The following is a 13,148-nucleotide window of genomic DNA, read 5'->3' as shown; positions in this document are numbered from 1 at the left end:
GAACGCCCGAGCCGTCCTGACCGACCGCACCACCGACGACGATCGTGAGGAGGTGACCAACGACCTGATCGCCGCGGCGATCACCGCCTAACCGAACGACCCCGACGGATCACCGTCGTACACCACCGATACGGACTTGACCCACGTCGACGGACTCCGGACCTGCGGTGCGGCGTCTCGCGAGCTCTGCGGTGATGTAGCGCTCCCGCCGCTCGAGCTCGGCTCGTCGATGGACCTGCCCGGGAAGCATCCGTCCTCCCTGGCCGATGAGCTCCGAGTTGGCGCGGTCCTGCAGCCTCGCGAGCTCGGCCAGGAGCTCGCGCACGGACAGGGCAGCCATTTCCTCACGGAGCTCGCTGGAGGGCTGCTTCACAGCTGGCGGCGCAGCGCCGATGCTGCTTCGGTGCTGCGGAGATGGTGTGATGCTCATGGTTCCTTCGATCCGGCCTCTTCGTCCGTCCGAGCGGCACACCCGCTCACGCGGCGTGCGAGCACTGGGAACACGTGCAGTCCTCGCAGCGGCAGCTGTCGCAGGTGCAGCCGTCGGGACAGTTGTCACAGTCGCACGGTGTGCTGGCGTCCGTCTGGATCGGGACCGGGGGGATCTGACCACTCATGTCGGCTCCTTGAGGAGAGGTGGTTCGGGCGTGCCGGTGTCAGCTGTCCCCGTACCCCAACGCACGAGAGCTATTCCCTGATGGCGACACACCAGCCCTGAGAACTGGCGACCTCGAAGGACGCCCGTGCGCGCCCCCAGATGGGTATGGATCAGCGGAGGGTGACTGCGGTCGGCCAGCGCCGTGCCGGACCCCCCATCAGCAGAGCGATGGCCCAGATGCCAGGAGGGTGTTCGAAGGTGGACGTGGACACGATCCGGATCCCGTGCCCGACCGAGGGGTGCGGGGGAGAACTCCATGCAGCGCGGGAGCTGGACGAAGACGGAACAGGATGGAAGGTCCTCTGGTTCGACGAGGTGCCGGTGGTCCTGTGCTCGCGTGCGTGCAAGCCACCTGAGGAGCTCGTCAGCCTCATCGACCCCCAGGTCTGGGCCGCCTGACGTCCCGCGCGTGCGCGGCGTCGTGCCTCGGCCTCAGGCCCCGGCCACTCATCGACACAGGGTCGAGGACCGCAGCTGCGGACCGGTCAGAGGCCGTCGTCACTCCGACGAGACCGTCGCCGAGGCGAAGAGGTTGAGCCCGAGTCGTTCCGCGAGGTACTTGGTGACCAGCTGCCCGCGCACGCTGTTGCCCGCGACGTCCAGGGGAGGGGAGAACGTGGCCAGGCCGCCCTTGCCGGGTGCGACGGTGACGATGCCGCCGCTGACCCCGCTCTTGCCGGGGACCCCGACCTCGTAGAGCCAGTCGCCGGACAGTTCGTAGAGGCCCGCGGTGGCCATCACCGCGAGGACGCGCCGACAGACACCGCGCCCGACCACCGCCTCTCCGGTCACCGGGTTCACCCCACCGTTGGCGAGCGTGGACGCCATGACCGCAAGGTCGTGGACGGTCACGTCGAGGGAGCACTGGCGTGTGTAGACGTCGGTGGCCTCGTCCGGGTCGAAGTAGAGGCGGCCGTAGCTTTGCAGCAGGTGGGCGATGCCTTGGTTGCGCAGGTTGGTGGCGGACTCCGAGGCGTAGACCCTCTCGTTGAGGCTCAGCTCACGACCGGCGAAGCGCGAGAGGCCCTCCCGGACCCGCTCCCACTTCTCCTCGGCCGTGCTCCCGGGGACGAGACTCGTGGCCGCCATCGCGCCCGCGTTCACCAGCGGGTTCATGGTCCGCTCCAGGTTGAGCTCGACCGCGACCAGGGAGTCGAAGGGGAGCCGGTGCTGTTGACCCCGAGGAGTCGTCGGGCGTCGACGTCCCCGAGGGCCTCGCAGACCAGCGCGAAGACGAACGGTTTGGACACGCTCTGGATCGAGAACGTCCGTTCGACGTCCCCGATCTCGAACGACCGTCCCCGAGCTCCCACCACGGAGATGCCGAACCAGTCCGGCGACGCCTCGGCCAGGACCGGGATGTAGTCGGCGACGGCACCGTCCCGCTTGCCCCGATACCGCTCGTACGCCTCGGTGACAGCGGCGATGACCTCGTCCGGTTCTGGCAGCTCTCCGGTCGAGATCGACGATCTGACCGCTTCCTCGTCGAACGGAAGCTGCTCATGCATCGACAGGCTGGTCATCGCGGGCCTCCCTGCTGGTCTTGCGTGGACCATGACACGGCTGCACGGCCCCTACATGCCGCTCTCGGCCTCCAGGCGCCCGGACCGGACAGCGGCCACGAGGGCCTCGTAGTCGCGTTCGTTCTGATCGGCGTAGGCCGACGCGAAGTCGGCGATCGCACGGTCGAACGCGTCGCTCGTGCCGAGGTAGGAGGCGATCGCGATGCGGTCACCCGAGCGGGCGTGCGCGCGGGCCAGTGTCGCGCCGCAGACACGGGCGTACGCGGACATGACGCCGGCGCTCATGGTGTCGACGTCGGCCGAGCCCTTCCAGTCGCGCAGCTGGCGCAGGTAGTAGTCACGCACCTCACCGTCGAACCCGTTGACGCGCTGCCAGCCGAGGAAGATGTCGCTGGCCGCCTGCATGAGCCTCTGGCCGGCGACGACTCGCTGGCCGTGGTTGGCATACCGGCTCGCTCCGACGAACCTCTCGAGGACGGACTCCTGTGCCTCCTTGGCCTGGAGGAAGAGAGGGTCCTGCCCGTCCCGGCCGAGCAGGAGCAGGATCCAGGCGCGGGTGCCGACGCTGCCGACCCCGACGACCTTTCGTGCGGTGTGGACGTAGTCGAAGGACTCGAGGAGCTCCCGCCGGTCCGTCTCGAGGGTGCGCCGGTACGACCGGATGAGGCCGCGCAGCTCAGCTTCCACGTCGTCGCGTCCCGATCCCTCGGGCACGAGGTCCTCGATCGGCACGATCAGAGGGGGCGCCGAGACGATGCGGCGCTGCCCGTCGACCTCGTGGGTCAGCTTGGTGAACGCTTGCATGCTGTCCCGGGTGCGGGCCTTGGCGACGTTGGCCTGGGCCTTGGCCCGCTGCTTCTTCGTGACGCTGCTCTCGAGGATCTCCAACAGCTTGTCGACCTCGATGTGGGCGTACCAGACGTCGAGGTTGCGCGCGGCCGCGAACAGCTGCACCCGCGCGCGGTACTCGGCGACGCAGGACCTGACGACGTCCCGGCGGTCCGCGGCCGAGAAGCCCCGGTCGCGACCGGCGATCTCGAAGCTCGCTGCGAGCCGCTTGACGTCCCACTCCCACGGGCCCGGGAGCGTCTCGTCGAAGTCGTTGATGTCGAAGAGCAGCCGGCGCTCGGGCGAGGCGAAGACCCCGAAGTTCGACAGGTGTGCGTCGCCGCAGATCTGGGTGATGAACCCCGAGCGCGGGGTCGGGGCCAGGTCGCTCGCCATGATGAGCGCCGCCCCGCGGTAGAACGTGAACGGAGAGACGAGCATCCGTCCGTAGCGCAGCGGGACGAGCTCGGGGACCCGGCTCGTCGCCTGCTCCTCGAGCAGCGCGACGGGGTCGGGACGGTTCGTCGCCTGCTCCCACGACCCGTGGCTCCGCCTCGGCGTCTCGTTGCGGGCGGCCTTGCCCCGGGCCACGCGCTGGTCCGGAGTCAGGTGGGCCACCTTGCGGGGCGCCGTCGCCGCTCGCGCCCCGGACGTGGTCGTTGACCGGCTCTCGTTGCTCACAGTCTCTCCTCAGGGGTCACGCCTCGTGAGGCCGCGCGTGGTGCGGTCCCCTCGACGCTCGCACCAGCGGCGAGGGCGCGCATCACCTCGACAGGGCTATCTCCCGCCGGAGGGTGGCTTGCGGACCGAGGTCACAGCATCGATCCTTGGCGCGTGGACGGCACCGAGGGCTCGCGAAGGCCGACCGACGCGACGGTCGACGTCTGGGTGCGTGAGACGACGGCGGCGGCCGGCGTCCCGGAGGCTGCAGCCGCCTCCGCTGCCGTGCTCGACGTGCACGAGCGCGAGCGGTGGGTGCGTCTGACCGACCGACGCGACGCAGCGGCATACCTTCTGCTCCACGCCCTGGCTCGTCGGGAGATCGGTCGGATCGTGGGTCGACCACCGGAGTCGCTGCGCTTCGACCGCACGTGCCCCGACTGCGGTCGGCAGCACGGCGCCCCCCGCCTGCTCGACGACCCCGGGCTGCACCTGTCGCTGAGTCGCACCCGCGACGTCGTCGCGCTCGCCCTGAGCCGGTCGGGACCGGTGGGCGTCGACGTCGAGGTCGTCGACGCCGTGGCGTTCGGTGGCTACGGCGACGTGGCACTGCACTCCGACGAACGAGCCCACGGCACAGGGGAACTCACCGACGTCACGACGTGGGTGCGCAAGGAGGCCGCCCTCAAGGCGCTGGGGCTGGGCCTCCGCGTCGATCCGACGACCTTCGTGACGCCCGCGCCGGGCATCCCGACCGACATCGTCGCCGGTATGCCGTCGGTGACGGTCGTCGACCTCGACGTGCCGAGGGCGTATGCCGCCGCCGTCGCTCTCGAGTCCGGCCGAGGAGCGCTGGCGGTACGCGCCCACTGAGGCGTCAGGCGCGCTGGGCGAACCGGGGCAGGGGAGTGGCCCAGAGCCACCGCTCGAGGAGGTCGCGTGCCCTCCGGGCGGCGGCGTCACCGTCCCTGTCCGTGGGCGTCGTCTCCCGCAGGAACGTCTCGACGTGGCTGACGAACTCGTCGGTGGTCACGGACCCGTGCCGGTGGGCCGCGACCCAGTCGCGCACGAGGTCGAAGAACGCGACGTCACCGAGCTCCACCCGCAGGGCGTGCAGCGTCAGCGCCCCGCGCTTGTAGACGCGGTCGTCGAACATGAGGTCGGGCCCGGGGTCGGCGAGCACGACGTCCTGTGCCAGCCGGGAGAGCCGGGACCAGTGGGTCGCCGCGTTGACGCGCACCGGGACGCCGTCGGCGTGCTCCGCCCAGAGCCACTCGGCATAGCAGGCGAAACCCTCGTTGAGCCAGATGTCGGACCACGTCGCCGGGGTCAGGCTGTTGCCGAACCACTGGTGGGCGAGCTCGTGCGCGACGAGCCGCTCGTGGCGGCGACGCCCGTCGAGCCAGTTCGGCCCGAACGTCGCCATGGCGTGCGCCTCGAGCGGGATCTCGAGGTCGTCGGCGGTGACCACGACGGTGTAGTCGTCGAAGGGGTAGGGACCGAAGAGGGCCTCGTAGAGGCTCGTCATGGCGGGGAGCCGCTCGAGGTCGTGCATGACGTCGCGCTCGCGGGTCGCCGGCAGCACGACGACGATCGGCACGTCCGCCGGCGCGAGGGCGCGACGCACGTAGCGGCCGACGTGGACGGTGGCGAGGTAGGTCGCCATCGGGACCCCCTGCTCGAAGACCCGTCGCGTCCGGCTGCCTCGTGCGCGGGCGGCCACGAGTGTGCCCGTCGCGACGACGTCGTAGGGGGAGTCGCACTCGAACGCCAGGCGGTACGTCGCCTTCGTCCGGGGATGGTCGTTGCACGGGAACCACGTCGCCGCTCCGTTGGGCTGCGCGGCCACGAGCGCACCGTCGGTGAGCTCCTCCCAGCCGACGTCGCCCCAGCGCGTCGCCACCGGCCCGGGCGTGCCGGCATACGTGATCGCGACCTGCGCGCGCTGGCCGCGCGCCAGCGGGACCGACGGGGTGACGACGACACGGGGCCCGCGGTGGACCCACCTGGCGGCCCGGCCACCGACCGACACCTTGAGGACCCGCAGGCCCACGAGGTCGACGACGAGCCGCCGCACGTCCTCGAGGACGGTGATCTCGAGGACGGCGCGACCGGCGAGGCGGTTGGTCGAGACCTTGTAGTCGAGGTCGAGGTCGTAGTGGGTGACCTCGTAGGCGGGGTCGCCACGGTCGGGCGTGTACGCGTCGGTCAGGGCGGGCACCTGCTGGACGAGGCCGCCCGTCATCGCACGCCGCTCGCGACGTCGCCCGAAGAAGCGCCAGAAGACGCGCCAGAAGACGCGCCGGACGATGCGCCCGGCGCCGGTCCGGACGCGTCGGCCACCGGGTCGGCTCCGCTCCACGGTGCGATCGGGTTGCCGGTCCAGCGAGTCCCGCGCGGCACGGCCTCGCCGCGGAGGACGAGCGAACCCGGACCCACCGTCGCGGCCGCTCCGATGCTCGCGGCGGGCAGGATCACCCCGTTGGGGCCGAGCGTGGCTCCGTCCTCGAGCGTGACCGTGTCCATGCTCATGATTCGATCATGGAAGAGATGGGTCTGGAGCACGCAGCCCCGGTTGACGGTCACGCCGTCACCCAGGGTCACGAGGTCCGCCTCGGGCAGCCAGTAGGTCTCACACCACACCCCATGCCCGATCCGGGCCCCGAGGCTTCGCAGCCAGACGTTGATGGCCGGCGTGCCCGTCGCCGTCCACGCGAACCACGGTCCGGCGACCATCTCGACGAACGTGTCGACCACCTCGTTGCGCCAGACGAACGAGCTCCACAGGGGGTGCTCGACGGCACCGATGTGGCCGACGACGACCCATTTGGCGACGGTCGTCACGCCGGCGGCGACGGCCCCGGCGGCGGCGAGGACGACACCGCCCAGGACCGCCGCGCCGACCAGGCCGACGCGGTCGACGAGCCCCTGGAGCGCCACGAGGACGGTGACACCGATGGCCACGGTCACCATGACGGGCACGATCCGGCACAGCTCGACGAGGCCACGGACCACCTTGAGTCGCAGCGGTGGAGCGAAGGTCCTCTCGTCGTCGGATCCCTGCGGGGGGCGCCGCAGCCGCACCGGCGGGCTGCCGAGCCAGCTGGACCCGGCCTTGGACTTCTGGGGCGCGGCGGACAGCACTGCGACGAGGCCGTGCTTGGGCACCCGGCGCCCCGGCGCCGTCATCCCGCTGTTGCCGAGGAAGGCGCGCTTGCCGATCTTGGCCGGCGCGATGTGCACCCACCCGTGGGCGAGCTCGTAGCCGGCGACCATCGTGTCGTCGGCGAGGAAGGCGCCGTCGGCGACCGACGTCATCGAGGGCAGCAGCAGGACCGTCGAGGCCTCGACGTCACGGCCGACGCGGGCGCCGAGGGCGCGCAGCCACATCGGGGTGATGAGACTGGCGTAGACGGGGAAGAGCAACGTCCGCGCCTGGTCGAGGAGACGTTCGGTCGCCCACACCTGCCACCCGACCCTGCCGCGCACCGGGTGGTAGCCCTCGCGCAGGCCGATCGCGAGCAGCCGCACCAGCACGATCGTGATGGCGGCGAGCGAGGCGAGGCCGAGGACGGTCACGACCGGCACCGCCGCGTATGCCGTCACGACCGCCTCGCGTGACGCCGTGGCCCGGGCGACCGCGCCGCCGACGACGAGCACGCCGGGAAGGAGGGCGAGGAAGGGCAGGACCGACAGGAGGACGCCGGACAGCCCGTAGACGACGAGCCAGGCCGGTGCGTTCGGGGGACGCTCAGCGGGCCACTTCGACTGGCTCGGGTCGTCGACCCGCCGGGCCGGGGACCCGGCGACGACCCGTCCGGGTCGCACGGACCGGAGGACGGTCGAGCCGGCCTCCACGACGACGCCACGGCCGATGTGCACGTCCGGACCGATGGTGCTGCGGGCACCGATCACCGCTTCGCGGCCGATGTGGACGAGGCCGACGTGCACGACGTCTCCGTCGATCCAGTAGCCGGAGAGGTCGACCTCGGGCTCGACACTGGCACCGGACCCGATCGTCAGCATGCCGGTGACCGGAGGCACGGAGTGGAGGTCGACACCGGGTCCGACCGAGGCACCGAGCATCCTCGCGTAGTAGATGATCCACGGCGCGCCCGCCATCGTGATGGCACCCATAGCGTCGGCGAAGCGCTCGGCGGCCCAGAGCCGCATCTGGACGCTCCCGCCGCGGGGGTAGCTGCCAGGCGTGACGCCGGCGAGCAGGACCCGGGCGGCCAACGCGGACAGGCCCATCCGACCGAGCGGGGTGATGAAGAGGAGCCAGCCGACGCCGAGGGCCCACCAGGACACCGGTTGCGACCAGTCGGCGAGGTCGGCGAGGCGCAGGAGCTCGGTGAGGGTGGCGAGACCCACGAGCCACTGCAGTCCCTTGACCGTGAGCAGGACGAGCGACACCGCCGTCTGCACGAGCTGGGTGCTGCGCGGGATGCGGCGTACCGTGCGCTCGGTCCGGGACCCGTCGGCCGTGTCCATGGTCTCGAGCAGCTCCGCCTGGGCTCCGAGGCGCGGGTGCGCGTGGACGTCGGCCACGGTCACCGTCGGGTAGCGCTCGCGGAGCAGCGACACGAGCCGGGCCGACGACAGGCTCCCGCCCCCGTGGTCGAAGAAGTCGGCCTCCGCCGAACGCACCTCGGTGCCGAGCACTGCGGTCCAGTGACCCGCGAGCCAGGCCGCCGTGCCGGAGAGATCGCTGGGCTCGCCGTCGTCGGCGGCGCCCGGCAGCGGCCACGGCAGCGCCGCCCGGTCGACCTTGCCCGACGTGCGCGTCGGCAGGGACTCGACGACGGCGAGCACCGGCACGAGGGCGGCCGGCAGCTCGTCGTGGAGGCGCGCGAGCGCGGACGTCCGGTCGAAGTCGGGAGGCGATGCAGTCAGGTCGGTGCGGCTGCGGGACTCGGGCACGACGTAGCCGACGAGGACCTGGCTCCCGGCCGCCGTCGTCTTGACCGCTGCGGCAGCCCCTGAGACACCCGGCAGGGACTGCAGCGCCGCGTCGACCTCCCCGAGCTCGATCCTGCGACCGCCGAGCTTCACCTGCTCGTCAGCGCGGCCGACGAACACCAGGCCCTCCGGGTCGTTGACGACGAGGTCGCCGGACCGGTAGGCGCGATCCCATCCGAGGGTCGGCATGGGGGCGTACTTCTCGGCGTCCTTGGCGGGGTCGAGGTAGCGGGCGAGCCCGACGCCGCCGATGATGAGCTGGCCCGTCTCGCCCTGGGCGACGGGCTGGTCGTCCGGCCCCACGACGGCGAGGTCCCAGCCGTCGAGGGGCAGACCGATGCGGATCGGGGTGGTCCCGTCGAGTCGCGCTCCGCAGGCGACGACGGTGGCCTCGGTGGGGCCGTAGGTGTTCCAGACCTCGCGGTCCGGGGCGACGAGCCGCTCGGCGAGCTCGGGCGGACACGCCTCGCCCCCGAAGACGAGCAGCCGCACCGGCTCGAGGGCCTCGGCCGGCCAGAGCGCGGCCAGCGTCGGGACCGTGGAGACGACCGTGACGTCCTGGGCCACGAGCCACGGTCCGAGGTCCATGCCGGTGCGCACCAGGCTCCGCGGAGCCGGGACGAGGCAGGCCCCGTGTCCCCACGCGAGCCACATCTCCTCGCACGAGGCGTCGAACGCGACCGACAGGCCGGCGAGCACGCGGTCACCCGGCCCGATCGGGCTGTCCTGCAGGAAGATCCGGGCCTCAGCATCGACGAAGGCCGCCGCCGAACGGTGGGAGACCGCCACACCCTTGGGCACGCCGGTGGACCCCGAGGTGAAGATCACCCAGGCGTCGTCGGTCACCCGGACATCCGGGAGCACGGCCGGCCGCTGGCGACCGTCGCGGAGGGAGCGTGGCGCAGGACGCCGCGCGGAGCGCGCGGGCGAACCGGACGACGGCACCGTGATCTGGCGACGGGCCCCGACGACCGCTGCCACGCCGGCCTCGGAGAAGACGAGGTCGGCGCGTTCCTGCGGGTCGTCGACGTCGACGGGCACGTAGGCCGCCCCGGCGTGGAGGACGCCGAGCACGGCGACGTAGAGGTCGGTCGTCCCGGACGGCGCGCGCACGCCCACCCGGTCGCCACGGCATACACCCGCGGCCACGAGCTCGGCGGCCATCCGTCTCGCCTGCTCGGTCAGCTCGGCATACGTCAGGACGGTGACGGTGTCGTCGAGCGCCGGCGCCTCGGGGTGACGCGAGGTGACGGCGGCGAGCACGTCGACGAGCGTCCTCGGAGCGGCGGCGCGGTCACCGGCCAGCAGGGGGTCCACCATGCGCGCTCCTCGTCGGGGCCGACGCCCGATCGGCGTCAACCTCTGTGCCGAACGTAACGCGGTCGGGTGAACGGATGGTGCCGGATCGGCGATGACACCCCGTTTCTCCGCACGGGGGTGGCGCCGCGTCAGACCTTTGCGACCGCGCTTCCCGTGGCGGTGGTGCGCAGGGTCATGGCCGTGGACGCCGCGGCGGCCGCCGCGTCGTGGATGGTGCCCTTGGCGGGCTGGTGACGTCCCATCAGGACGGCCATGAGCACGCCGGCCATGCTGAAGCCGGCCATCACCCAGGAGGCGGTCGCGAGGCCAGAGGCCAAGGCCTCCCCAGCCGTGTGGCCTTCCGCCGTGCGGTCGGCGATGACGGCGCCGTAGATCGTGGCGGCCAGCGCCGTGGCGACCGCGGCTCCGACGTAGCGCGCCATGTTCGACACCCCGGATGCGGACCCGACCTGCTTCTCCGGCACGCACGCGGTGGAGGCGGACGATGCTGGCCCGTTCGACAGGCCCATTCCCACGGCGACGGCGAGCAGGGGCAGCAGGAACGCGCGGTAGGCCCAGTCGGCGTCGGCGAACCCGAGGGCCGCGAAGCCGACGGCGGTCAGGACGAAGCCGATGGCGACCACCTGGCGGCCTCCCAGGCGAGCGGTGAGCCGAGGCACGGCAGCGGCGATGGCGACGAGGCCGACCGTGGCCGGGAGGGTCGCGAGGCCCGCTTGGAGGGTGGTGAAGCCGAGCGCGTTCGGGTCCTGGAAGTAGAGGCTGAGCAGGTACATCAAGGCGTTGATCGTGCCCGCGCCGATGAGGATGGCGACCGTCGACCCGACGAGGACGCGGTTGCGCAGGAGGCCGAGGTCGAGCATCGGGACGGCCACCCGTCGCTCGACGGCCACGAAGCCGAATCCCGCGGCCACGCCGATGGCGAGGCAGGCCAGCGTCGCGACCGATGCCCACCCCCAGTCCCCGCCCTTGCTCAGGGCGAGGATGAGTGGCGCCAGCGTCAACGCGATGAGCAGCGAGCCGGCGTAGTCGATCGAGCGTGACCGGGTCGTGTCCCTCGACTCCGACACCTGCCGGGCCGTGATGACGATGCAGACGACCGCGATGACGGCGTCGACCCAGAAGAGCCCCTGCCAGCCCATCACCGAGACCAACACCCCACCCATGAGCGGGCCGGCCGCGGCACCGACGGCAGCCGCGGCGCCCCAGAGCGACACGGCACGCAGCTGTGCCTCCCCGTCGTTCGCCACGGACAGGAGGCTCAGGCCGCACGCGAGGATCGTGGCGCCGGCCGCGCCCTGGATGACGCGGCCGGCGATGACGGCGCCTCCGGACGACGAGAGGGCGATGAAGATGCAGGACACGACGAAGAGCATGAGGCCGAGCTGGAAGATCCGCTTCCGGCCGAAGACGTCACCGAGCGAGCCGGAGGTCACGATGACGGCGGCGCCGACGAGCGAGTAGCCGGTGACCGCCCACTGCAGGGTCGTGACGTCCATGCCCGTGTCGGCGCTGATGGCGGGCAGGAGGATGCTGACCGCCGAGGTGTTGGCGTTGACGACGAACGTCGACAGGCAGGTGGCGGCCAGCACCCCGCCCGCGCCGGCCGCAGTCTGCGTTGTCGCCTGTCCGGAACTCCCCGACGCGGCTGACGAACTCGCTTCGGTCATGGTTGCGCTCCCTCCGCCAAGCACACGCGCCTGCCGCGCTCCTCGAATCTAGGACGCCCGCAGCCCGTCAGAGTCACCCGTGGAGGATGACTCTGACGGGTGCGGCACCTGCCACCCTGAATGACGTGTCCAGCGATGCGGACCCGGCCTCCAGCAGGCTCGTCTCCCCCGGTGGGCGAGTGCGAGCGGTGACTCGCCGCGTGTGGTCCCGAGTCGCCGAGATCGCCCAGCGGCAGCTGGCACCCCTCGGCCCAGCAGTAGATCCCGAGCCCGACGACTTCGACGCACCACCTGCCGAAGCCGTCCTCGAGCTCCTCCGCCACCTCGGCGTCGTCATGTCGCGGGCCGGGGACGCGACGGAGCGCGTGACCGAGATCCTCGAGGAGGTGGCCGCCGTGTACGCGGCCACCGGTGTCACCTTCTTCGTCGTGCCCACCGGGGTGTTCGTGCGAATCGGCACGGGAGACTCCAGCCGCATGGACTTCCAGGCCGGAAGCAGTGTGCCCTTGCGGCTCGACCAGGTGGACGCCCTCTATCGCCTCATCGACGACATCCGCCACGGGACGGTGGAGGCCGCCGTCGCATCCGAGCGACTCGACGCGCTGGTGGCTGCGCGACCACGTTTCGGCGGAGGGGTCTCCGTCCTCGCCAGCGGCGTCCTCACCGTCGGCCTCGGCCTCATGCTCAACCCCACCGCCAGTGCCCTGCCGGCGTTCCTGATCATCGGCTTCCTCGTCGGCGGCCTGCGATGGTGGGCTGACCGTGAGCCCATGCTCGCGCTCGTGCTCCCCGTCGTCACGGCCACGGTCGTCACGGCCGTCGTCTTCCAGTGGGTGGGCCCGGCGCTCGACTCGCCGCCGCTGGAGATCGTCATCCCCGCGCTCGTAACCTTCCTGCCGGGTGCGGCGCTCACCATGGCGACCGTCGAGCTGTCGACCGGCGACATGCTGGCCGGGTCGGCCCGGCTCGTCTACGGGCTGGAGCGCCTGCTCGTGCTCACCTTCGGCATCGCGATGGGGGCCGAGGTCGCCGGCCTGCCGCCGGCCGTGCGTCACGCGCCGGAGGCTCTGGGAGCATGGGCGCCCTGGCTGGGCGTGCTCGTCTTCGGTATCGGGCAGTTCGTCGCCTCGTCCGCACCGCGCCGCACCCTGGGATGGCTGCTCGTCGTGCTGTACGTCGCGTACGGCGTCCAGGCGCTGTCCGGACGTGCTCTGGGAACGCTCGGCGGGAGCTTCCTGGCCGCGGCCGTCGTTCTGCCCGTGTGCTACGCGATCCAGAGCCGGCGCAGCGGCCCTCCGGTGCCGGTGACCTTCCTGCCGACCTTCTGGCTGCTCGTGCCGGGGGCGCTCGGCCTGCAGGGCGTGGCTCGTATCGTCGGCGCAGACCAGGCAGGGGGCCTCGGCGACTTCGTCAACGCGCTGCTGTCCATCGTGGCCATCGCCGTCGGGGTGGTCGTCGGTTCCGGGCTGTCCGAGCGCATCGGTCGCGCCACGTCGACCTGGCGCGGGATCTAGATCTCGGCTGCCGACC

Annotated in this window: 7 protein-coding genes and 1 pseudogene; 2 read left to right on the top strand and 6 right to left on the bottom strand. The window is 71.9% G+C overall.

Going from position 1 to position 13,148, the window contains the following annotated elements:
- Positions 1-109: 109 nt before the first annotated feature.
- From NR112_RS17960 to NR112_RS17950, 3 genes and pseudogenes are all read right to left on the bottom strand, one after another.
- Positions 110-340 carry a hypothetical protein gene (locus NR112_RS17960; protein WP_256795653.1) on the bottom strand — a complete coding sequence of 77 codons (231 nt, stop codon included), beginning with the start codon at positions 338-340 and terminating at the stop codon, positions 110-112.
- 816 nt (positions 341-1,156) lie between these two features.
- A pseudogene (gene glsA / locus NR112_RS17955) lies at positions 1,157-2,166 on the bottom strand (glutaminase A).
- A 66-nt stretch (positions 2,167-2,232) separates the two neighbouring features.
- A complete protein-coding gene (locus tag NR112_RS17950) occupies positions 2,233-3,690 on the bottom strand; it encodes a DUF2252 domain-containing protein (RefSeq protein WP_256795652.1) in 1,458 nt (485 codons plus the stop codon).
- Positions 3,691-3,843: 153 nt separating this feature from the next.
- Here NR112_RS17950 and NR112_RS17945 point away from each other — a divergent pair, with 153 nt between their 5' ends.
- Positions 3,844-4,542 (top strand): 4'-phosphopantetheinyl transferase superfamily protein, encoded by a 699-nt coding sequence (locus NR112_RS17945; protein ID WP_256795651.1) that lies wholly within the window; start codon positions 3,844-3,846, stop codon positions 4,540-4,542.
- Positions 4,543-4,546: 4 nt separating this feature from the next.
- Here the strand turns inward: NR112_RS17945 and NR112_RS17940 are convergent, their stop codons facing one another.
- The 3 genes from NR112_RS17940 to NR112_RS17930 all read right to left on the bottom strand — a co-directional run bounded on the left by NR112_RS17940 (position 4,547) and on the right by NR112_RS17930 (position 11,618).
- Positions 4,547-5,914: a M1 family metallopeptidase gene (locus tag NR112_RS17940; RefSeq protein ID WP_256795650.1), complete on the bottom strand. Its 1,368-nt coding sequence runs from the start codon at positions 5,912-5,914 to the stop codon at positions 4,547-4,549.
- Positions 5,911-9,951 (bottom strand): Pls/PosA family non-ribosomal peptide synthetase, encoded by a 4,041-nt coding sequence (locus tag NR112_RS17935; RefSeq protein ID WP_256795649.1) that lies wholly within the window; start codon positions 9,949-9,951, stop codon positions 5,911-5,913. The genes NR112_RS17940 and NR112_RS17935 overlap by 4 nt, the downstream gene beginning before the upstream one ends.
- A gap of 128 nt (positions 9,952-10,079) precedes the next feature.
- On the bottom strand, positions 10,080-11,618 hold the full coding sequence (locus tag NR112_RS17930) for an MFS transporter (RefSeq protein ID WP_256795648.1): 1,539 nt from the start codon (positions 11,616-11,618) through the stop codon (positions 10,080-10,082).
- Positions 11,619-11,743: 125 nt separating this feature from the next.
- On the opposite strand from NR112_RS17930, the gene NR112_RS17925 reads away from it, so the two are divergent.
- Positions 11,744-13,132 carry a threonine/serine exporter ThrE family protein gene (locus NR112_RS17925; protein ID WP_256795647.1) on the top strand — a complete coding sequence of 463 codons (1,389 nt, stop codon included), beginning with the start codon at positions 11,744-11,746 and terminating at the stop codon, positions 13,130-13,132.
- Positions 13,133-13,148: the final 16 nt, after the last annotated feature.

The sequence above is a fragment of the Terrabacter sp. Ter38 genome, from assembly GCF_024519435.1.
In the GTDB taxonomy this organism is placed as follows: domain Bacteria; phylum Actinomycetota; class Actinomycetes; order Actinomycetales; family Dermatophilaceae; genus Terrabacter.
Note: the sequence above shows the minus strand (reverse complement) of the source record. Positions and strands in the feature narration are given on the sequence as shown.